We start from the raw sequence: 20,329 nt of genomic DNA, 5'->3' as shown, positions 1-20,329 counted from the left end.
AAAAGAATAACAACTATTCAACTATAGCTGCTACTCTTTTTCATTTCTTCCAGTTGCTCAGAGCTAAACGCCATTTTCACCACTCTTATTAGTCCGGGTTCAAATGGCAGCTCCTTCAACAACTTCAGAAAGGAAAATCAATTCAAAAAGCGAGAATTATTTTTCATTTCTTCCAGTTGCTCGGAGCTAAACGCCATTTTCACCACTCTTATTAACTTCTTAATCCTCTTCCTTTTTCAATCAGGTACCAACAAACACTGTATAGTACGACGATGAAGACAATTAAAATCGACATTGAAATAACTAAGGACACATCTTCCATACCTAAAAATCCGTATCTAAATCCAGAAATCATATACACAATCGGATTTACTTTAGAGACTGCTTGCCAAATCGGTGGCAACATCGAAATTGAGTAAAACACTCCTCCGAGATAGGTTAACGGTTGTAAAACAAAGGTTGGAATAATCGACACATCATCAAATGATTGGGCAAAAATACCATTAATTAAACCTGCTAATGAAAATAAAATTGCTGTCATAAGTAATGTAACAATCACGATTGACCATGAGAATACATTCAATGGAACAAATAAAAGTGAAATGATCGTAACTAGGGTTCCTACTAATAAACTTCGGCCTACCCCACCAATGACAAATCCCCAAATAATAATATGTGTGGGAACTGGAGCAACGAGCAACTCTTCAATGTTCTTTTGAAATTTTTGGGAGAAGAAAGAAGAAGAGACATTAGAATATGAACTTGTAATAGCCGACATCATAATCAAACCTGGAACGATAAATTCCATGTATGAAAATCCACCCATTTCTCCAATTCGTCCACCTATCATTTTTCCAAAAATCACAAAATATAGCGAAGTTGTAATAACTGGTGGCACAAGGGTTTGAACCCAAATTCTCAAGTAACGATTCGTTTCTTTAACTGCTAAACTTTTTAATGCTGTAAAATAAAGACTACGCATGATTCTCCTCCACTGGTTGCTTTTCTTCTGTAATTTTTAAGAATAATTCTTCTAACCGATTTGATTTATTGCGCATAGATTGCACTGTGATTCCTTGTTCTGTTAATTGAGCAAAAATATCATTCATTCCTTGCTCTTTTTTGACTTCCACAGATAACGTTAATTGACCATCGAAAGAATTTTCATAACCTTTTATCACAGGTATATTTTCAGTTGGAGCTAAATCTAAAATAAACGTTTCTGATTGTAATTTAGATAATAATTCTTTCATGCTTGTGTTTTCAATTAACTCTCCTGATTGGATAATGCCAATATTTCGGCACAACATCTCTGCTTCCTCTAAGTAATGAGTCGTCAAAATAATGGTCGTTCCTGCTTCATTTAATTCTCGTAAAAACTGCCACATATCACGGCGTAACTCGATATCAACACCAGCCGTTGGTTCATCTAATATAAGTAATTTTGGTTCATGCATTAAGGCTCTAGCAATCATCAAACGACGCTTCATTCCACCGGACAACATCCTAGCACGAACATCTCTTTTCTCCCACAAATCTGATTGCTTGAGATATTTTTCACTTCTGATTAAGGCTTCTTTTCTAGAAACACCATAATATCCTGCTTGATTGACTACAATCTGTTGCACCGTTTCAAAGGGATTAAAATTAAATTCCTGGGGAACTAAGCCAATTTGTTGCTTAGCTTGAACTAGTTGATTATCAATATCATAATCAAAGACTTTAACTTTTCCCGATGTTTTATTGACTAATGACGTTATAATGCCAATCGTTGTTGATTTTCCAGCACCATTGGGACCGAGCAAGGCATAAAAGTCGCCAGCCTCCACAGTTAAATCAATCCCCTTTAACGCTTCAACACCTGTTGCATATTTCTTTTTTAAATCCTTAATCTCTATTGCATAGCTCATTCTTTACTCTCCTTATTTACCTGTAGTAATTCTTCAATTGTACTCATCGTTTGATTTAAAAACTCTTCTTTTAGTTCATAATGATGCCACTGACCTTTTTTATTCATAGAAACAATATCTGCTTTTTCTAATACTTTCATATGATGAGATAGTGTCGGTTGAGTAAAATCAAAGTGCTCTAAAACCTCACAAGCACACATCGTTCCATTAGATAGAAGATGAATAATTTTTAGCCTCTTAGGGTCTGCCATTGCTTTTAAAACGACAGAAACTTTATCGTAATCCATATTCCTCCTCCTTACATAGATAATTATCTATGTAAATATAAAAGATTTCACTTCCATAGTCAAGTAAACACGTTTTTATTAGTGATTTTATTCACTTACATAAGTTACTTTAGTTTCACTTAATTACATATTGTTCAAATTATCACATACTTGATTTAAGATACATATATCAAGTAAACATGGCCATGTTTATTATATTAATAATTGTGATTAAAAACACATATCGGAGGAAAAACATGAACTTTGGAGAAATTATAAAAGCTACCTTAACAGACATGAATATTATTAGTGCCATTACATCAACTATTTTTATCATCTTACTCGGATTCTTTTGTCGTAAGAAAGGTATATTCACTGATCAAGTTGGAAAAATATTAACAAAAGTAGTTTTAACCGTTGCCTTACCTGCTTTAGCTTTCAATGCTTTTATGCAAGACATTGATGGAGAAACATTAAAACAAGGAATGAACGTTTTAATCTGGGGCTTAATTATCTACGTTATCTTAATCTTTGCTTCTAAGCCATTATTTATGAAATATAAAGGTGACAAACAAGATACTTTACGTGTGTTAACTATTTTTGGATCAACAACATTCTTTGGTACACCAATCGTTAGTGCCATCTACGGTCCAGTTGGTGTAATGTTCAGCTCAATCTTCAACATTGGTTACCGTATTTTCTTATACTCATATGGTTACATCAAAATGAGTGGTCTAAAAATGGAATTAAAAAATATCAAAACAATGTTCTTAAATCCAATCGTTTTAGCCACATTTGCGGGTCTTTTCATCTGGGTTTTCCAAGGCTATATGCCACAAGTAACTGTTGCAGGACTTGATGGTGCGACACAACAAGTTGCCTTTTTAAGAATTGACCAAACGGCAATCTGGTTATTCAAACCAATGACTTTCTTAGCGGGTTTAGCATCACCACTTGCTTGGCTTGCTATTGGTGCCACTCTTGGAGAAGTTAGCTTTAAAAAAGCAGCGACGGATAAAACTTCTTGGTATTACAGCTTCGCTAAAGTTATCTTAGTTCCAGCACTTAACATTATTTTACTTACTGTTTTAACAGTAACTGGTATCTTACCTGTCAGCTTTGAGGCCTTAGCAACTATCGTTATTATGATGGCAACACCTACTGCCACAGTCGCTGCAGCTTATGCGATTAGTTTTGACAAAGAAGCAATACTCGCTTCTAACTGTTCACTAATTTCCACAGTTACCGCAGTTATCATGACACCAATTTGGATTGTCGTATTAGAAATTATTAGTAAATCAGGATTATTTTAATTAAAAACTAAAGGGGATATTTACCATGACTTTAAAAATAGCTTGCTACGGTGTAAGAGAAAACGAAGTACCATTTTTCAACCAATTAAACAAATATAATTTTAACTTAACGTTAATAGAAGACTTATTAACTTCTGAAAACCCAGAAACGTTTGCAAATCATGACGCGGTATTATTACGTGGAAACTGTACGGCGGACCGTACAAACATTGAAAAAATGGCGAAAGAAGGCATTAAATATGTCTTCACTCGGACAGTTGGTTTTAACCATATTGATTTAAAAGCTGCTGAGGAATTCAACATGTCAGTTGCTCGTGTTCCTTCTTATTCTCCAAACGCCATTGCTGAATTATCATTAACACTTGCCATGATGTTACTTAGATCAACGGCTCACACAACCATGAGAACAGCTAATAAAAACTTCAAAGTGGATGGCGAAATGTTTAGTAAAGAGATCCGTAACTGTAAAGTTGGGATTATCGGCACTGGTAAAATCGGTTTAACGGAAGCGAAACTTTTCAAAGGTTTAGGTGCTGAAGTGTTAGGTTATGATATTTATGAAAACGAAGAAGCTAAAGCGACGTTAACTTATAAAGAATTAGATGAATTATTAACTGAATCTGATATTGTCAGTTTACACGTTCCTTACTTCCCAGGAAAAAATGACAAAATGGTGGACGCTGAATTTATCGGTAAAATGAAAGATGGCGCAATTTTAATCAACACAGCTCGTGGGGAATTACAAGATAATGAAGCGATTCTTAAAGCCTTACAAGCAGATAAGTTATCAGGATTCGGAACAGATGTATTCGCTAACGAACAATCATTATTCTTCAAAGAATTCAAACCATGGGAACCACTACCAGATACAACGGTTCAAATGTTAGTTGATATGTACCCACGTGTCCTTGTCACACCTCACGTTGGTTCAAACACTGATGAAGCATTATGCAACATGATCGAAACAAGCTACGAAAACTTCAACGACGTCTTAACAGTTGGTGAAACAGTTAATAAAGTGGTCTTAGTATAGCAGCAAAAAGAAGTCCAAATAGAGAAGAATCTCTCTACTTGGACTTCTTTTATTGTGATCATTTTTTTAAGTAACTTCTCTACAAATATTCCCTAACCTTCTCTTCATAATCATCTACTAACCTGTACAAGGTAATCGGTCGACCGATTTCTTGATATTGCATGGTTTCAATTAAAACTAATATTTCCGTTAAAAATGTGATGTACTTTTTAGTTGAAATTCTTGATAAGCCTATTTCTTTTGAAAGGTTTTCTGTAGAGAAAGGTTGCGGTATTTTTTCTATTCCTTGGATTACTTTGCTAAATGTTAATCGAGATAGTCCCTTGGGTAATTTTTCTTCATCATGACTATCAACCTTATTATTTGGCATATGATTAAAAAAAGCATCCAAAGCTTGTTGATTCGTCGTTGTTTTTTTATCTGTCATTTTGTCTAATATTTCAAATTTTTGAAATGCTTTTTTTAGCCGTTCAAATGTAAATGGCTTTATTAAATAATCAATGACATTATGTTTTAACGCCTCTTCTAAAGTATGCATATCATCAGCTGCGGTGATTAAAATAACCGGAATATTAATTCCTAGTTCATGTAATTCTTTTAAAAATTCTAAACCTGTTTGTTCTGGTAAATACACATCTAACAAAATCAAACGAACCTTTTCTTTTTGGATAATATTTAATCCATCTTTTGTTTGGCGTACATTTTCTATTTGACATTTTGGTGATATATTTTCAACAAACTGTTGATTAAGTGTTGCCACCATTGGATCATCTTCAATAATTAGTATGGTCATTTTCTTCCCCTATCATCGGAAATTCAACATAAAAATGAGTACCACCATCTTCTACTGCTGAAAATTCGATTATCCCTTTTCTAGCTACCACTATTTTTTTAACCAGATACAGACCGTAACCTCGGTCATGAGTTTTAGTTGAAAAACGGTTATCATAGATTTGATGTTTAATCTCCTCAGAAATCCCCGTCCCACTATCCATGACATCTAACATAATAATTTGTCCCTCTTCCTCATGCTTTATTAAAAGAAAGACTTGTTTATCATTTTTTAATGTTACAGCATCAAAAGCATTCGTTAAAATATTCCCCAATATTTGTAGTAAGTCATGAATATCTGTATCTGTTTTAAGTTCTGGTAAATATGATTCTGGCATAATAGTAAAGTTAATATTTTTCTCTTCGGCTTCATTAACTTTTCCTAGTAAATAGCCTGCAATTGCTGGTGATTTAATTTTATCCGTAATATAACCAACATCACTTTGATAATTTTTATGTAGATCTTGCATATAGCTCGTTACTTGGTCATATTGTTTTAACTCAATCATCCCCATAATCACTTGCATTTTATTCATAAATTCATGGGTTTGTGCTCTAAGAGAATCTATATATTGTTCCGTTCCACTTAATTGCTGGACTAGATGAGTTAACTCCGATTGATTTCTAAAAGTTACCACACCACCTGAAAAAATTTCATTAGAAAAAATGGGTGACATATTGGCTATAATTTCGATATCTCCTAGCGTAATTGTCTGATCTTTGCTTTTTTCTCTTTTTTCAAATGTTGCGTTAAACAAGGTTTCAAAAATTTCGTCTGGTATTTTTTTATTTAATTCGATCTCAAAACTACTATCTATTTTTTTTAATAATAAAGAAGCTTCTTTATTCAACAAGATAACCTCTCTCTCTAGATTAATTGCCAAGATACATTCTGTAATCTCATTTTCAACCACTTCTTTATCATAAAGTAAATTAGCAATTTCATAAGGTTCTAGGTTAAATAAAATTTTCTTAATTCGATACGCCCCATAAGTTGCACCGATAACTCCAACGCCTAAACCAAGTAATAGTCCATAAATTAATTTACTTTGTGCGTCTGAAATATCTGTATCAATCGTTTTTGAAATCAAACCTATGCACACGACACCAATAATTTCACCTGATTTATTTTTTATTGGTTCAAAAAAACGGGTTCCTTTTCCTAAAACACCATCTTCTGTTGAAAAATGACTCTCACCTTCAAGCGCTCTCTTTGCATCCGGAATATTAGAAAACGGTTGTCCAATGACATCAGCATCCGGATGAGATAGACGAATTAGCTCTTTATCTAGTACTACTACAAAATCAACATTCGCAGCTTTTGCAATAGCTAGTGAAATCTCTTGGATGTTAATTTCTGCTGTTTTATGTTCCAATGACTCAATAACTTCCCCTTGACTGGCAGTTATTCTAGCCACTGAACTGATTTTATCTTTCGTTCGCTTCAATTCTTGCTTAATCACATAATTTTTTATCAATAATCCAGAGGCAATTAATGAAATTAAGGTGGAAAAAGTAACGATAAAAATAATAATCACTCTTAATGAAAAACGTTGTTCTTTTTTTGTCTGTAGAGGCATCAGTTCACTCATTTCTTTTCTTATAAGCTATTTTTCTCTTCATAATAATACAAGAAAAAACCTCATTTTTAAAGTTTTAACTGTTAATAATACTTTTTTTATCTACAAACAAATTAAATATTAAGCCACTCAATACTAAACTTCCGCCAACTAGCTTATTAAGCGATAATTCTTGAAGCATCACATAATCAATTAAAATCCCTAGAAATAATTGACCAACGAATACAAAGATTGTTTGATAAAAAACAGAAATTTTAGGTGTAATATAACTTGATAAAACAACTACTAAAATACTCATAATACCACCCATATAAGCCCATATAGGTATTTTTTCAAAATGAGTAGAAGAAAATAATAATATTTCACCACTAATCAAAAGAATAATTACCGAACTAATGACTCCTGTCAAATAATTAAAATAGGTGCTCTCAAATAAACCAATTTTCCCTGCCAATTGGGCATTAATAATTCTTGCGACAACAATAGAGACACCTGCTAAAAAAGCGATTACAAAATAAATAAAAATCATCTTAGTTTCCTCCCTTTACGTAATACTCATTACAATAATTCCTAGTAAGATACAGATTAAACCAACTATTTTTTTCGGTTCAAAGGGACTTTTGTTCATGCCTAATAATCCAAAATGATCAATCACTAATGAAGATAAGGACTGACCAAGTAATCCTAAAGATACGGTTAGAGAAACGCCCAGTGCTGCAAAACTAATATTATTAAAGATAACTGTAAACACACCGATAACTCCTGCTGTATAAAAATACCAACGCAAATTATTTCTGTATTTAACTTTAGTTTTTGTTACAATTAAGATAAAAATTATCCCAATCAAACCTAATAAATGAATGATGACACTAGAAACATAATTCCCTAAATATTGGGATAAAATTCCATTTAGAGCAATCATAATCGTAATTAAGGCTCCAATAAAAATTGATATTATTTTCATTTTTAACTAACCTCCTAGATTCTTAATAACTACTTTTACTGTAGCATGGAGGTAACATTGACTATTAGGACAAATGTCCTATCGAAAGGAAGTTTCACATGGAAAAAATAAATCATCCAAAATTATTGAATCACTATATGAAAAAATATAACCTTTCTGACTATTTCTCTAAAGATGTGAGTTCTCATTTAAATTTGTATTTTTGGAAGAAAGGCGAACACATTTGCCGTGAAGAGGAAAATAATGACTATCTTTTTTTCTTTGTTGATGGAAAAGCAAAAGTTTACACCACTCTCAAAAATGGTAAATCTCTTCTGATTTGTTTTTATGATGATTTTAATTTAATTGGAAGTCTAGAAATGATGGATCATCGTCTTTCAACAGCTAGTATTCAAGTGATTGAAGACTCCTTTTGTATTGGAATTAAACAAAGCGCTGTTCATCGATATTTATTGGAAGATGTGGTTTTCTTACAATTTATTTTACGTTCTTTAAGTATCGAGTTAGAACGTTCGACTAAAAACAGTTCGATTAATTTGCTATATCCTTTAGAAAATCGATTAGCTAGTTATTTATTTGCAACAAAGGAAGAACCTAATTTAGATATATCTATTTATCCTATTTTCAATGAAAATTTAACGTCCCTCGCTGAACTTTTAGGCACGAGTTACCGTCATTTACACCGTTCTTTAAAAGTTCTCGCTGACAAAAAAGTAATTAATAAAGCGGCACATGGGTTTGAATTGATTGATCTACCTCAATTAGAAGAACTAGCAGCTGAGTTATACCACTAAATAGTTTAGAAAGGTTGTTATCTATGGAAATAATAAAAGAAATCCCCAGTTTATCTGGCTATCAAACACTATGTTCTGCTGTTGGTTGGGCTGAGGTTATGAATTTTGAAGCGGCTGAATTATCACTTAAACACTCGATTTTTGGGATAACCATTAAAGAAAATGAAAAAATAATTGGGATGGGGCGCATTATTGGAGATGGCGCCATTTATTTTTATATCCAAGATATTGTGGTTCATCCTGACTATCAAAAACAAGGCATTGGGCATTTGATTATGAGAGAACTTATGGATTATTTAAAAGAAAACGCACCCGATAAAGCTTTTGTCGGTTTGTTTGCATCAGAAGGAAACGAATCATTTTATAAGAAGTATACTTTTAAAGATTATTCTCCCAATATGACGGGGATGTTTACGGTGATTGAAAGGTAATAAAAATGAGGGTGGGCAAAAGTTGTTTTGCTCTGAGCAACTGGAGGCAAAAATGAACATCCGGTCTTTTTGATTGATCATTTTTGGTGAAGTTGTCGTGAGAGCAGACTTTTTATCCCCTGACTATTAAAAATTATTCATATAAATAAAAATGAGACTGACATTTGGGTCAGCCTCGATTATTTAGAAGAGAGCTTGTTAATTAAATAACCATAGACTGAGTCGTTTTATTAAAAATTATTTTCCTCCACCACTTTTTCTTTCTTCTTAAAATACATGGGTAAAAAGATACAATGAGCAATAAACACAGTCGCCAAAACAATTCTCATAATCAGTGAATCAACTAATAAAAACGGAATACCAAGCGTTACAAAGACGATTCCTAATATTTTTCTAAGTTGGCTTGAACTCATTTCTCTATTTTCAATAATGCCTTGCATATGGGTTTTATACCAAGTTGTCTGCGTAAAGTAGTCATGCCATTTTTGAGAACTATTAACCCACAAAAAAGATGTTGCTAAATAAAATGGAACTGTCGGTAGGACTGGTAAAAATAAACCAATTGTTCCTAAAACAAAAGTTAAACAACCTAAAATAAAAAATATAATTTTCTTCATTTACTGATTCTCCATTTCTAAATAACCACTATGATTATTATGTATTATTTGGATATCTTCCCCGTTTTCTCTGGCTTTAGCAACTTTTTCTTCGCCCCAAACAGACATAGCGACTAAAATATCTCGTAAGCTTCTACCTTCATCTGTTAGAGAATAGATCACTTTAGGTGGCACTTGATTAAAAACTTCTCTTGCTACAATCCCATCTTCCTCTAATTCTCTTAGTTGCTGAGTTAACATTTTTTGAGTCACACCAGGGATTCGTTTTTTTAACTCACCTGATCGCAATCTATCATGCCCTAAATGACATAAAATAACTGGCTTCCATTTGCCACCAATCACATCTAAGGTTGCTTCTATTCCTAATTGATAAATTTTTTTTGCCATTTTTTACCGTCCTGACTCATTAGGTACTTTTTAGTAATTATAGCACTCTTTTGTGCGTACTTATTTTTTTATCTTAATGGGATTATACTAACATACATAAAGAAATACTGACAATCTTTTAAGAACTTAACAAAGGAGAAAACAATATGACAAATTATCAATTTCTTAATTCTTACACTTTCAACAATGGGATGATGCTAAAAAATAAAATTGCAATGGCTCCTATGACCACTATGGCGAGTTTCCATAATGGCATGTTAACCCAAGATGAGCTAGATTACTATGAAGCAAGATCTGGTGGACCTGGTATGATTATTACCGCTGTAGCTAATGTAAGTGATAGTGGTAAGGGATTTGAAGGAGAATTATCTGTGGCTCATGATAACATGATTGATGGTTTAACACAGTTAGCCTCCGTTTTGAAGAAAAATGGAAGTAAAGCTGTTCTGCAAATTTTCCATGCTGGACGTAAATCAACTTCTAAAATTTTACGAGGTGAAAAAACAGTAAGTGCTAGTGCAATTGCTGCTGAGTTTCCTACAAATTCAGAAACACCTCGTGAATTAACCCATGAAGAGATCGAACAAATTATTTCTGATTTTAGCGAAGCAACAAGAAGAGCCATTATCGCTGGATTTGACGGAATTGAGCTACACGGCGCCAATACTTATTTACTTCAACAATTCTACTCAGAACATTCTAACCGTCGCAATGATGAGTGGGGTGGCTCTCGTGATCAACGCATGACGTTTGCTTTAAGAGTGATTGAAGGAGTTCAAAAAGCAATTGATACTTATGCCACAAAACCATTCTTACTTGGCTACCGTGTTTCCCCAGAAGAAGTTGAAACACCAGGTATAAGACTAGAAGATACTCTTTATTTTTCTGAAAAAATAAAAGATAAAATTGATTATTTACACTTATCGATGGGTGATTACAAACGAACTTCGATTAATAATTCTGATGATAAAACACCAATCATTAAACATTTTACTAAAACAATCAATGGTGATATTCCCTTAATCGGAATTGGTTCTGTGGAACATCCAGAGCAAGCGGATGAAGTTTTAGAACTCGGTGCTGATTTAGTGGCGATTGGTCGTGAATTCCTTCGTGAACCTAAGTGGGTACAAAAGGTAATGACGCAAGATGAAGCTAGTATTAGAACGCAAATTAGTCCACTTGATTTAGACGAATTACGAATTCCAAAAGTGACACAAGAGTATTTAAAGGTAGCTTTCCGTTCAGTGATGCATTTTACAACTGATCCTGATGAGTATGCTAATTATCAAAATCAACTAGCTCCAATGGAAGGTATTGAGAAGAAAATGTAAAAAAAGAGCAACTGACAATTTTGGAGTCAGTTGCTCTTTTTTTAGTTCCAGTTGTTTGGAGCCAAACGCGATTTTCACCACTCTTTATAAACAACCAATTCAATTTCAATATCCGCTTCTAATGGTAGTTCTTTAACTGCGACACATGTTCTGGCTGGGTATGGTTCACTAAAAACTGTTTCATAAACAGCATTCATTCCTTGAAAATTTTTCATCGTTGTTAGATACACATTTACTTTGACTACATCAGAAAACGTTGCATTGGCTGTATTTAGGACTTTCTCTAAATTTTTAAAACACTGTTTTGTTTGCTCCTCTATACTTCCCGTTACTTCTTTATAATCTGGTGCATTTTTTGCCACTTGGCCTGAAAAAAAGATGGTACTTCCTGCATCTGCAGCATGAGAATAAGGTCCTGAAACTGAAACACCTTCACCTGTATATGTTTTTCGACTCATACTATTCCTCCTCTACTAATGTTTTTCTATCATAGAAGCACCAATTAAATTGGCATCATTACCAAATTTACAAACCTCTACTTTTGGAAATAAAGGCGAACGCTGTCCGAATGTCATGATTTTTTGTAATTGTTGCTCTATTTCACTCACTAACTCAGGTTGAGCTGAAATACCACCACCAATAATAATGACTTCCGGATCTAAAATGTATTGTAAATTATAAATACCTAATGCCAAGTAAAAATAAAGCTCCTCTACCTGTTTTTGGGCTATCTGATTTCCCTTTTTAGCCAATTCAAAAGCTTCTTTACCATCAACTTTATACCCTAGTTCTTTTGAAACTTTCCTAGCCATATGAACCGTCGATCCAAGTTCTGCCCATTCACGTCGCCCATCTACTAACATCATACCAAATTCTCCGGCAAAATGATGCCGCCCTTTTTGAATGGTTCGATCATAAATCACCGTCCCACCAATACCAGTTCCAATTATTAAAAAGAGCATATCTTGACACCCTTGACCTGCTCCAAAGTGCAACTCAGCTAAACTAGCGCAATTAGCATCATTTTCAAAATAAATAGGGCGCTTAAATATAGTTGATAACTCTGATAGAAATGCCACTTCGTGTAGATAATGAAGAGAACTTGCTCCATCAATTCGACCTGTTTCTTTGTTTGGAACGCCTGGAACACTGATATTAACGGAAATAACTTCTGAAAATTCTTCCTTATATTCTGCTAATATTTCTTTAAACACAACTATCATCGCTTCCCATTTTTGAGGTGAGTTAACCTGTTTTATCTCCGATAGTTTTCCATGTTCACACAGTGCATACTTAATACTTGTACCACCAATATCTATAACTAATTTCATAAACAACCTCCTAATCAACTTTACTACAAATCCACCAATCGTATTTTCAACATATTCTCATGGGTCGATAAATCTTCAATTAATTCATAGACATTATAATTTTTAGGCATTTCTATTGTATAAGTCGTCGTGTAGATTCTTCGATTATTTTCTATTTCAACGTAAACATTTGTCCCCTTTACAGTAACGTTATTCTCATTAAAGTGGTTTGAAATAAATTCTTTAGTTTCTGCTCGATGGCTATATCTCACTTCCAGATTTTTAACCGATGGCACGACAATCACTTTATTTAGTAAAGAGAGCGTTAACTGAATAACAATAAAACCAATCAAACTTAATTTATAATGCCCCATTCCTATGGTTAAACCTAAACAAGCAACTGTCCAAAGAGATGCTGCAGTGGTCAATCCAGCAATAGAACGTTTGGTGACAATTATTGTTCCAGCTCCTAAAAAACCAATTCCACTAATCACTTGAGCAATCAAGCGTGTTTGATCAATTTTAAGAACCGTTGCTAATTCTTGGTTGGCTGTAATTTGATTTAGTACATCTAGATAAATTTCTGTTTGTAACAACGCTATCATCGCAGCACCAACACAAACTAATATATGTGTTCGCATGCCCGCTGGACGACTTTTAAATTCACGATCAAACCCAATCGCCCCAGACATCAGAACGGCTAGTAATAATCTTTGACTGATTTCTAAAAGAGTCATTTACATCCACATCCTATCAGCTATTTTTAAACTACCTTTTATTATAAAGGTATTATTTTATCTTCTCAACTAGAGTAGTGAAAAAGGCGTTTAGCTCCACGCAACCGGAAAAATGCATGAACCATCCTTTTTTTGAATTGCTTGAAATTACTAAAGGAATTGATTTTTTATTCCTGATTATCAAAATTATTCACAACATAAGAAAAAGACTGATATTTTATCACATCAGTCTCTCATCAAACTAAAATTTATTTACGCTTTTCCTTTCTCTCGCGATTAGCTTCTTTTTGCTTCAAAAATGCCAATTCTCGTCCCATTTTTAAATAACTCTTAAAAAGAATTTGATCTAATTCACCAGATTCTAAAGCTTTTTTTACCTGACATCCTGGTTCTGTTTGATGCTGACAATCTGAAAATCGACAAGTACTTGCTAAATCATAAATAACTTGGTATTGATGATCAAACGCACTAACAGATATCGTTTCTAACCCTACTTCTCTCATTCCCGGTGTATCAATAATCATGCAACCATTTGGTAAAGTAAATAAATGACGACTAGTTGTCGTGTGTTTTCCTCTAGCGTCATCTTCTCTAATTGTTTTTGTTTCTTGAACTTCTTCATCTAGTAATTGATTTAAAAGCGTTGACTTGCCCACTCCTGATGAGCCGATGAAAGTAACAATTTCATCAGGTCTTAAAAAGGATAATATCCTACTATGGATGTCTGCATAACGATTGGTTGTAAGAACAGGTATTCCATAAAAATAAGATTCTAACTCCTCTATTAAAGTCTTTAGTTTGTTCTCTGATACCAAATCGGTTTTAGTTAAAACTAAGACAGGTATAGCTCCACTGTCCCAAACAATCGTTGTAAATCGCTCTAATCTCGATAAATTAAATTCCTCATTAACGCTGGTTGTTATAAATACTGTATCGACATTAGCAGCAATTCCTTGTTCATCTTGTCGATTACCAGCGACTTTTCTTTGTAAGAAACTTTTTCTGGGTAGTACCTCATCAATAATCATTTGATCTACATCTGATAGTTTGCCTGACACCATATCTCCAACCACTGGATAATCACTAGGTTGTTCTACATGATTTCTAAATTTTCCAGATACTCGACCTGTAATTAATGAACCGTTTGATAATTTTATTTTTGATATATCTTGTCCTTGAAATACGACAATACCTTTTTGTTTTTCCATGAAACCCTCCATTAAATTCAGAGGTTTACACTAAAAAGAGAAACCTCCATTATTGTTTACTAACTTTGCTAAATAGCTCATAAAACATCTCTCCTTTTCAAAAAAAATTGTCGCAATCTCTGCGCCTTTTCATTATATCATGAGTTCCTTATAATTATAAATATGAATATAAATATAAGACTAATTTCCATTTATCTTTTTATTCCTTTGGTATCACATGTCCACCAAATTGATTCCTTAATGAAGCAATAACTTTCTCTCCATATTTTTCTTCATCCATAGAAGCATAACGGGTTAGTAGGGACTGTGTAATAACTGGTGCTGATTGGCCCAACTCTAACATCTCTTCCACCGTCCACTTACCTTCACCAGATGAAGGAACTTGTCCGCTAATACCTTCCATCCTTGGATTTTCTTGTAATGCTTTCTCCGTTAATTCCATTAACCAACTACGAACCACTGAGCCATTATTGAACACTCGAGCAACTTCTTCCAAATTATAATCATAACGAGAATGATGTAGTAAATTAAATCCTTCTCCAATTGCCTGCATCATGCCATACTCAATTCCGTTATGTACCATTTTTAAATAATGACCACTGCCAGCTTGACCACAATACAAATAACCTTTATCTACACATAGATCTTTAAATAAGTTTTCAACCTTAGTAAAGATAGCAGGATCTCCACCAACCATCATACAGGCACCATCTCTTGCGCCACTCATTCCACCCGATGTTCCCACATCTAGGAAATGAATTCCTTTTTCTTTTAATAAATGATAATGATGAATACTATCCGCAAACTTAGAGTTTCCACCATCAATCAAAATATCTCCTATCTTCAAGTTAGCTCGACAGCTTAAAATCATTTCTTCAGTAACTTTTCCTGAAGGCAACATCATCCAATACGTATTATTTTCTTCTTTATTTACATTAAAAAAAGAAACTAAATCTTCAGTTGGATTAGCTCCCAGTTCTTTAGCTGCTTTTCTCGACTCCTCATTAATATCATAACACACCACATCATGATCGTTTCTTACAAGATTACTCACTAAATTTAAACCCATTTTACCTAAACCAATAATTTTAATTTTCATTTCTTCCCCCAATAAAGTTCAATACTATTTTAATGTATTGTATTTTGTTGCTTACAAAAATGAATTCTATCACTAATAGATAAAAAACTCAATTATATCTTATAATTAAGTTTTTTGTACTTTTATTATTCTTTTTAAGTTGAAACAACCTTTATTATTATGATAAATATCTTTATTACCTTCTCAACTGATAACGTTTTCTTGTTTTTCTGACTTTTTATAAAAAGCATTTTTTTGAAGACATGAAAAAGGAATTAAGAAACAACTTCATTTCTCAACTCCTTTTAGGTTTCACCTGGACATCCACATCAAAAATGTCAAAACGACTTGTTAGCTCATACTCGATATTTTCTGTAATTAAAGCGGCTTCTTCAATCGTTAGTTTTTTATCCACTTCAATGGTGATATCCACAGCAATCGCATCACCAAACATTTTCCCGGTAATATCCACAATTCTTTCCACACCTGACAACCTCTCAATCACATGATGATAATTAACAATCATTTCCGGATCAAAGCCACCTGACAGATAAAAAACATTTTCTTTGACAATCATGTAAGACATATGGACTAAGACAATTCCTAAAAATACAGCTGTTAGACCATCAAAAACTGGATGAATTCTCAACGTTAAAAATAAACCTGCTGCTGTTCCAATATTCATCAAAAAATCACTAAGAGAATCCTTCTTTAACGTATTCACTGCATTATTACTAATTTTTTGATGAAACCTTGAATTAAATAAATAAACAACAAGCATAATGACTCCTGCTCCTAATGCGATAAAAATTGGTAATTCAGAAGGTGGTATTCCCTTTTTAGAAAAAGAAGCATAAACTGATTTTATCCCCTCAATCACAATGTAGACTGACATTAAAAACATCACAAAAGAACTGAATAAATTACCTAAGGTTTCAAACTGTTGATAGCCTTTACTATGAGAATGAGATGGATCTTTTAATGCCACTTTAAGTCCGAGAATTATCCCCATAGCAATAATAATACTGGATAAATTATTGAAGCTGGCTGCTAACAGTGCTTTTGAACCACTTATTTGTGCAATCATTACTTCAACAATAAAAACAATCACAAGAACAATCAAATTAACATAAGCAATTTTAATACTTTTAATGGTGTTATCTACATATTTTTTACGGTTAGTTACTGTCGGTTTCATCTTATCTACTCCTCACTCTAGACATTACTTTGTGGTAACTTTCGCACAAGATAACTTGCTTGGCATGCTAAAAATAAAATTAGTATAAAAATTAAATTAAAACTATTTCCATAACCAAATAATGTCCAATTTTTTCCATAAACTGCTCCCAATAGAGCCACACCAATCGACTTAGACATCATAAGGACAAAAGAATTCATTCCCATTACACTTCCAAGTGAACTTTTGGGTGCATTAAACTGCAAATAAATCATCATAGACGAGACTGTAATCCCCATCCCTATCCCAATTAATCCTAAGACGATAAACATCATATTTTCTGGAAAATATACCACAATATTTAATAAAAGTGTTCCTAAAAATAAAAAAATAGCACCTACTAGTAAATTTGTTTTAATGGTCATTTTTTTGATTAAATAAGTATTCATCACTGTGCCACATGTCCAAAAGATAAGAAATGGAGTTAAGAGTGCTCCTGCCTTTAATGGTGTCATTTGCATCATCTCTTGACCCCAGAGCGGTAAATAAGCATTTACTCCTGCAGCTATCATACCAGTGGTTAATGTTAATAAATTGATTTTTAACACATGTTTATTTTTAAGAACTTGAATATCCACTAAACCATTGCCACTAGCTTTTTTTTCTCTTCTAAACCATAAATAAAAACCAATAAGTGTTATCACACACAATACAATTATCATTGAAAGTTGCTTAGTATATAAGCTACCAAAAAGCGCCATTGAAGCTGCCAAAAGGTAAAAGCTTCCTAAATAATCCAAAGATATCGCTTGATCCTTTTGAGGTTCATCTACAAATATGAGTAATAGAATAATAGCCACAATTGTTAAGGGCACATTAAGGAAAAAAACAAAGCGCCAACTGAAATAATTTAAAATCATCCCACCTAAAAAAGGACCCACTAAACCAGCAATTCCCCAAATTGAACTCTCAATACTTTGAGCTTTTGCTCGAGACTCTTTAGTGTCAAACAAGAAGCCTACCATTGCCCTAGAAACTGGAACTATTGCCCCTGCACCAATCCCTTGACATGCTCGAAAAATAATTAACATCGTCATACTATTTGCAAAGCCACAAAGTAAAGAAAAGACAGAAAAAATAATTAAGCCAGAGACTAACGTTCCTTTCTTACTCCAAGAATCTGCTAACTTACCAAATAATAATGAAAAAACACCACTAAACAAAAGATATACTGAAAAAACTAAACCTATTAGTTCTGGACTACCCATTGACGTAACAATTGAACTGGCTACCGTTGCAATAATTGTTCCTTCTATAGCTGCTAAAGCAGTCACCATTAATAAAGCAAAAAAAATCACATTTCTTTTCGTCATTTAAAATCCCGCCTAAAATATATTTAGTTAGTCTAACTAAGTATATTTTAGAGCCATATTCTTAAAATGTCAACATTTTTATTCCCAGTTTTTTTTCTTTTCCACTAACTTGCCTTCAATTGTCTGTAACTCATCTAATAATACTAATTTTTGATTCGTTGTTAAATCATCAAAAAGATCTTTAATTAGAAGTTGAGTACTTTCGTTAATCTCATGACATTTTTCTTCACCTTTTTTTGTTAACATTAAATAATAGACTCTTAAGTCTTCTGTATCTCTTGTCTTATCAATGTATCCTTGCTCAATCATTTTATTAACTTTAACTGTAACCGACGAAGATTTAATCTGATAATAATTAGCCAAATTTTTAGAGGTCACCCTTTTATTTTTTCGAATAAAATTTAAACTTCTGCCTAAATCCTGCATTTCACCTTGTCTACCACCAATATAATGAGCCAAGTGGTGCATGTCTCTTGAAATAGCATGTAACGTTTGATAAATATCAAAATTAACATTGTCTACCATTATTTCATCTCCTTTTATTTAGTTAGTCAAACTAATCATATCACAAAAAAACTAAAGTAGTTAAAGTTAACCTACTTTAGTTTTCTCAATTTACTATTAAGTTTTTTATAGACATTGTCTCTAAACCAAACCTCATTAGAAGCTTCAATTGCTTCGTCTAAGTTAAACCAAGCGACATCACTATTTTCATCTTCTTTTATTATTAATACCTCTTGTTCATTTGCTTCAATTAGATAGGTAATATTTAAATGCAAATGCGAAGGAACATAAATATCTTTTTTTACATGACCATCTACTGTCAGAACCTCTAAAGAAAAAATGGCTTGGTTTAAAGGTTTAATTTCTTTTAGACCACTTTCCTCTGCGACTTCTTTTAAAGCAACTTTAAGTAAGTCTTCCTCTCCGTCAGCGTGACCACCTAGCCAAGCCCATGAATCATAGATATTATGATAAGCCATTAATACTTTTGTTTTTTCGGGATTAACCACCCAAGCAGAGGAAGTTATATGCTTGGTTAACTCACTTCTTTCAAAAATTAATGGTTCTGATAGCAAAGCATTTAAAATAATTTTCCGATCCATTTCTTCTTGTTCATTAAATGCTTGATACAATTCTAATTCGTTAATTAAATTAGTTCGCATTGTAATAACCACTCCTTCTACTTAACATTACTCCTATTTTATTAAGTCATATGTTAGACAAACTGGATATTGATTTATCGGCTCTTCCACAATTGTTGCATTGATTTGGAAAACATTCCTAAGTACTTCTTTTGTAATAACTTCCTTAGCAGAACCAACCGCTCTGATTTCACCTTGATTAACAGCAACTAAATAATCAGAAAATCGAGAGGCTAAATTAAGATCGTGTAAAACCATCACAATCGTACAGCCTTGGTTTTTATTTAAGTTGTCTAGCAATTCTAATATTTCCAATTGATGTGCCATATCCAAATAAGTTGTTGGTTCGTCTAAAAGGATAAGTTCAGTCTGTTGTGCCAAAGCCATAGCAATCCAAACGCGTTGTCTTTGTCCACCAGACAAACTATCTATTTCTCTATTTTTAAAATGCGTTAATTTGGTTACGTCTATCGCCCATTCAATTAGTTTCTTATCTTCTGTATCCAGTTTACCAAATCCTTTTTGATGAGGAAAGCGTCCATACGAAACTAATTCCTGAACCGTTAATCCACTTGGTGCTGTCGGCGATTGTGGTAAAATCGCCATTTTTTGAGCAATTTCCTTTGTTGAAGCTTTAGAAATATCTTCTCCATCCAAATAAACCATTCCAGATTTTTTTTTCAAAATTCGACCAATTGTTTTTAAGATAGTTGATTTACCACACCCATTAGGTCCAATAATTGATGTTACTTTTCCTTTTGGAATGACCAAATCTAAAGAGTCTACAATAACTTGATCATCATAAGCAATCGTTAATTTTTTCGTTTCTATTCGGTTCATC

24 protein-coding genes are annotated in these 20,329 nt (G+C 33.1%); 5 read left to right on the top strand and 19 right to left on the bottom strand.

What is annotated here, in order from left to right:
- Positions 1 to 211: 211 nt before the first annotated feature.
- The 3 genes from FM121_RS03415 to FM121_RS03405 are packed head-to-tail and all read right to left on the bottom strand — an operon-like array spanning position 212 to position 2,197.
- Positions 212 to 982 (bottom strand): ABC transporter permease, encoded by a 771-nt coding sequence (locus FM121_RS03415; RefSeq protein WP_086950750.1) that lies wholly within the window; start codon positions 980 to 982, stop codon positions 212 to 214.
- The gene (locus FM121_RS03410) at positions 975 to 1,910 is read right to left on the bottom strand and encodes an ABC transporter ATP-binding protein (RefSeq protein ID WP_086950749.1); all 936 of its coding nucleotides are present in this window, start codon (positions 1,908 to 1,910) and stop codon (positions 975 to 977) included. Before FM121_RS03410 ends, FM121_RS03415 begins: the two co-directional genes overlap by 8 nt.
- Complete coding sequence (locus FM121_RS03405) at positions 1,907 to 2,197, bottom strand: ArsR/SmtB family transcription factor (protein ID WP_086950748.1); 291 nt, start codon at positions 2,195 to 2,197, stop codon at positions 1,907 to 1,909. The genes FM121_RS03410 and FM121_RS03405 overlap by 4 nt, the downstream gene beginning before the upstream one ends.
- A 236-nt stretch (positions 2,198 to 2,433) precedes the next feature.
- On the opposite strand from FM121_RS03405, the gene FM121_RS03400 reads away from it, so the two are divergent.
- Complete coding sequence (locus tag FM121_RS03400; RefSeq protein ID WP_086950747.1) at positions 2,434 to 3,489, top strand: AEC family transporter; 1,056 nt, start codon at positions 2,434 to 2,436, stop codon at positions 3,487 to 3,489.
- A 25-nt stretch (positions 3,490 to 3,514) separates the two neighbouring features.
- Positions 3,515 to 4,522 (top strand): 2-hydroxyacid dehydrogenase, encoded by a 1,008-nt coding sequence (locus tag FM121_RS03395; protein ID WP_086950746.1) that lies wholly within the window; start codon positions 3,515 to 3,517, stop codon positions 4,520 to 4,522.
- Between the two features lie 79 nt (positions 4,523 to 4,601).
- Here FM121_RS03395 and FM121_RS03390 read toward each other — a convergent pair whose 3' ends face one another.
- From FM121_RS03390 to FM121_RS03375, 4 genes are all read right to left on the bottom strand, one after another.
- Positions 4,602 to 5,315: a response regulator gene (locus FM121_RS03390; RefSeq protein ID WP_086950745.1), complete on the bottom strand. Its 714-nt coding sequence runs from the start codon at positions 5,313 to 5,315 to the stop codon at positions 4,602 to 4,604.
- On the bottom strand, positions 5,296 to 6,933 hold the full coding sequence (locus FM121_RS03385) for an ATP-binding protein (protein ID WP_256958400.1): 1,638 nt from the start codon (positions 6,931 to 6,933) through the stop codon (positions 5,296 to 5,298). The genes FM121_RS03390 and FM121_RS03385 overlap by 20 nt, the downstream gene beginning before the upstream one ends.
- A 76-nt stretch (positions 6,934 to 7,009) precedes the next feature.
- Positions 7,010 to 7,462: a DMT family transporter gene (locus FM121_RS03380; protein ID WP_086950743.1), complete on the bottom strand. Its 453-nt coding sequence runs from the start codon at positions 7,460 to 7,462 to the stop codon at positions 7,010 to 7,012.
- 15 nt (positions 7,463 to 7,477) lie between these two features.
- Positions 7,478 to 7,897 carry a DMT family transporter gene (locus FM121_RS03375; RefSeq protein ID WP_086950742.1) on the bottom strand — a complete coding sequence of 140 codons (420 nt, stop codon included), beginning with the start codon at positions 7,895 to 7,897 and terminating at the stop codon, positions 7,478 to 7,480.
- 98 nt (positions 7,898 to 7,995) lie between these two features.
- Between FM121_RS03375 and FM121_RS03370 the strand changes: the two genes are divergently transcribed.
- Both FM121_RS03370 and FM121_RS03365 read left to right on the top strand, forming a co-directional pair.
- On the top strand, positions 7,996 to 8,691 hold the full coding sequence (locus FM121_RS03370) for a cyclic nucleotide-binding domain-containing protein (protein ID WP_086950741.1): 696 nt from the start codon (positions 7,996 to 7,998) through the stop codon (positions 8,689 to 8,691).
- A 23-nt stretch (positions 8,692 to 8,714) separates the two neighbouring features.
- Positions 8,715 to 9,122 carry a GNAT family N-acetyltransferase gene (locus FM121_RS03365; RefSeq protein ID WP_086950740.1) on the top strand — a complete coding sequence of 136 codons (408 nt, stop codon included), beginning with the start codon at positions 8,715 to 8,717 and terminating at the stop codon, positions 9,120 to 9,122.
- 230 nt (positions 9,123 to 9,352) lie between these two features.
- Here the strand turns inward: FM121_RS03365 and FM121_RS03360 are convergent, their stop codons facing one another.
- Both FM121_RS03360 and FM121_RS03355 read right to left on the bottom strand, forming a co-directional pair.
- Positions 9,353 to 9,739 (bottom strand): YbaN family protein, encoded by a 387-nt coding sequence (locus FM121_RS03360; RefSeq protein ID WP_086950739.1) that lies wholly within the window; start codon positions 9,737 to 9,739, stop codon positions 9,353 to 9,355.
- Positions 9,740 to 10,126: a winged helix-turn-helix transcriptional regulator gene (locus tag FM121_RS03355; protein ID WP_086950738.1), complete on the bottom strand. Its 387-nt coding sequence runs from the start codon at positions 10,124 to 10,126 to the stop codon at positions 9,740 to 9,742.
- A gap of 146 nt (positions 10,127 to 10,272) precedes the next feature.
- Between FM121_RS03355 and FM121_RS03350 the strand changes: the two genes are divergently transcribed.
- Positions 10,273 to 11,460, top strand: coding sequence for an NADH-dependent flavin oxidoreductase (locus FM121_RS03350; RefSeq protein ID WP_086950737.1), 1,188 nt, complete (start codon positions 10,273 to 10,275; stop codon positions 11,458 to 11,460).
- Positions 11,461 to 11,534: 74 nt separating this feature from the next.
- Here the strand turns inward: FM121_RS03350 and FM121_RS03345 are convergent, their stop codons facing one another.
- From FM121_RS03345 to FM121_RS03300, 10 genes are all read right to left on the bottom strand, one after another.
- Positions 11,535 to 11,918 (bottom strand): RidA family protein, encoded by a 384-nt coding sequence (locus FM121_RS03345; protein ID WP_086950736.1) that lies wholly within the window; start codon positions 11,916 to 11,918, stop codon positions 11,535 to 11,537.
- A 15-nt stretch (positions 11,919 to 11,933) separates the two neighbouring features.
- A complete protein-coding gene (locus FM121_RS03340) occupies positions 11,934 to 12,791 on the bottom strand; it encodes an ROK family protein (RefSeq protein ID WP_086950735.1) in 858 nt (285 codons plus the stop codon).
- 23 nt (positions 12,792 to 12,814) lie between these two features.
- A complete protein-coding gene (locus FM121_RS03335; protein WP_086950734.1) occupies positions 12,815 to 13,507 on the bottom strand; it encodes an MgtC/SapB family protein in 693 nt (230 codons plus the stop codon).
- A gap of 248 nt (positions 13,508 to 13,755) precedes the next feature.
- Positions 13,756 to 14,715 (bottom strand): ribosome small subunit-dependent GTPase A, encoded by a 960-nt coding sequence (gene rsgA, locus FM121_RS03330; protein WP_086950733.1) that lies wholly within the window; start codon positions 14,713 to 14,715, stop codon positions 13,756 to 13,758.
- Positions 14,716 to 14,914: 199 nt separating this feature from the next.
- Positions 14,915 to 15,814: a phosphogluconate dehydrogenase (NAD(+)-dependent, decarboxylating) gene (gnd, locus tag FM121_RS03325; protein ID WP_086950732.1), complete on the bottom strand. Its 900-nt coding sequence runs from the start codon at positions 15,812 to 15,814 to the stop codon at positions 14,915 to 14,917.
- Positions 15,815 to 16,088: 274 nt separating this feature from the next.
- On the bottom strand, positions 16,089 to 16,991 hold the full coding sequence (locus tag FM121_RS03320; RefSeq protein WP_086950731.1) for a cation diffusion facilitator family transporter: 903 nt from the start codon (positions 16,989 to 16,991) through the stop codon (positions 16,089 to 16,091).
- A gap of 17 nt (positions 16,992 to 17,008) precedes the next feature.
- The gene (locus tag FM121_RS03315) at positions 17,009 to 18,343 is read right to left on the bottom strand and encodes an MFS transporter (protein ID WP_086950730.1); all 1,335 of its coding nucleotides are present in this window, start codon (positions 18,341 to 18,343) and stop codon (positions 17,009 to 17,011) included.
- Positions 18,344 to 18,421: 78 nt separating this feature from the next.
- The gene (locus tag FM121_RS03310; protein ID WP_086950729.1) at positions 18,422 to 18,868 is read right to left on the bottom strand and encodes a MarR family winged helix-turn-helix transcriptional regulator; all 447 of its coding nucleotides are present in this window, start codon (positions 18,866 to 18,868) and stop codon (positions 18,422 to 18,424) included.
- 71 nt (positions 18,869 to 18,939) lie between these two features.
- Positions 18,940 to 19,509 carry an NUDIX hydrolase gene (locus tag FM121_RS03305; protein ID WP_086950728.1) on the bottom strand — a complete coding sequence of 190 codons (570 nt, stop codon included), beginning with the start codon at positions 19,507 to 19,509 and terminating at the stop codon, positions 18,940 to 18,942.
- 33 nt (positions 19,510 to 19,542) lie between these two features.
- Entirely contained in the window at positions 19,543 to 20,328 is a 786-nt protein-coding gene (locus FM121_RS03300) for an ABC transporter ATP-binding protein (protein ID WP_086950727.1), read from the bottom strand.
- Between the last annotated feature and the right edge of the window lies 1 nt (position 20,329).

Source organism: Vagococcus fluvialis bH819 (genome assembly GCF_900163795.1).
GTDB lineage: Bacteria > Bacillota > Bacilli > Lactobacillales > Vagococcaceae > Vagococcus > Vagococcus fluvialis_A.
This window is presented reverse-complemented; position numbering and strand designations above follow the sequence as displayed.

Coding starts and splice junctions, on each gene's coding strand:
- FM121_RS03400 (WP_086950747.1), top strand. CDS start 2,434: ATGAACTTTGGAGAAATTATAAAAGCTACCTTAACAGACATGAATATT.
- rsgA (WP_086950733.1), bottom strand. CDS start 14,715: ATGGAAAAACAAAAAGGTATTGTCGTATTTCAAGGACAAGATATATCA.
- FM121_RS03335 (WP_086950734.1), bottom strand. CDS start 13,507: ATGACTCTTTTAGAAATCAGTCAAAGATTATTACTAGCCGTTCTGATG.
- FM121_RS03375 (WP_086950742.1), bottom strand. CDS start 7,897: ATGAAAATAATATCAATTTTTATTGGAGCCTTAATTACGATTATGATT.
- FM121_RS03310 (WP_086950729.1), bottom strand. CDS start 18,868: ATGGTAGACAATGTTAATTTTGATATTTATCAAACGTTACATGCTATT.
- FM121_RS03390 (WP_086950745.1), bottom strand. CDS start 5,315: ATGACCATACTAATTATTGAAGATGATCCAATGGTGGCAACACTTAAT.
- FM121_RS03415 (WP_086950750.1), bottom strand. CDS start 982: ATGCGTAGTCTTTATTTTACAGCATTAAAAAGTTTAGCAGTTAAAGAA.
- FM121_RS03385 (WP_256958400.1), bottom strand. CDS start 6,933: ATGCCTCTACAGACAAAAAAAGAACAACGTTTTTCATTAAGAGTGATT.
- FM121_RS03405 (WP_086950748.1), bottom strand. CDS start 2,197: ATGGATTACGATAAAGTTTCTGTCGTTTTAAAAGCAATGGCAGACCCT.
- FM121_RS03410 (WP_086950749.1), bottom strand. CDS start 1,910: ATGAGCTATGCAATAGAGATTAAGGATTTAAAAAAGAAATATGCAACA.
- FM121_RS03320 (WP_086950731.1), bottom strand. CDS start 16,991: ATGAAACCGACAGTAACTAACCGTAAAAAATATGTAGATAACACCATT.
- FM121_RS03365 (WP_086950740.1), top strand. CDS start 8,715: ATGGAAATAATAAAAGAAATCCCCAGTTTATCTGGCTATCAAACACTA.
- FM121_RS03380 (WP_086950743.1), bottom strand. CDS start 7,462: ATGATTTTTATTTATTTTGTAATCGCTTTTTTAGCAGGTGTCTCTATT.
- FM121_RS03395 (WP_086950746.1), top strand. CDS start 3,515: ATGACTTTAAAAATAGCTTGCTACGGTGTAAGAGAAAACGAAGTACCA.
- FM121_RS03350 (WP_086950737.1), top strand. CDS start 10,273: ATGACAAATTATCAATTTCTTAATTCTTACACTTTCAACAATGGGATG.
- FM121_RS03300 (WP_086950727.1), bottom strand. CDS start 20,328: ATGAACCGAATAGAAACGAAAAAATTAACGATTGCTTATGATGATCAA.
- gnd (WP_086950732.1), bottom strand. CDS start 15,814: ATGAAAATTAAAATTATTGGTTTAGGTAAAATGGGTTTAAATTTAGTG.
- FM121_RS03315 (WP_086950730.1), bottom strand. CDS start 18,343: ATGACGAAAAGAAATGTGATTTTTTTTGCTTTATTAATGGTGACTGCT.
- FM121_RS03345 (WP_086950736.1), bottom strand. CDS start 11,918: ATGAGTCGAAAAACATATACAGGTGAAGGTGTTTCAGTTTCAGGACCT.
- FM121_RS03360 (WP_086950739.1), bottom strand. CDS start 9,739: ATGAAGAAAATTATATTTTTTATTTTAGGTTGTTTAACTTTTGTTTTA.
- FM121_RS03305 (WP_086950728.1), bottom strand. CDS start 19,509: ATGCGAACTAATTTAATTAACGAATTAGAATTGTATCAAGCATTTAAT.
- FM121_RS03355 (WP_086950738.1), bottom strand. CDS start 10,126: ATGGCAAAAAAAATTTATCAATTAGGAATAGAAGCAACCTTAGATGTG.
- FM121_RS03370 (WP_086950741.1), top strand. CDS start 7,996: ATGGAAAAAATAAATCATCCAAAATTATTGAATCACTATATGAAAAAA.
- FM121_RS03340 (WP_086950735.1), bottom strand. CDS start 12,791: ATGAAATTAGTTATAGATATTGGTGGTACAAGTATTAAGTATGCACTG.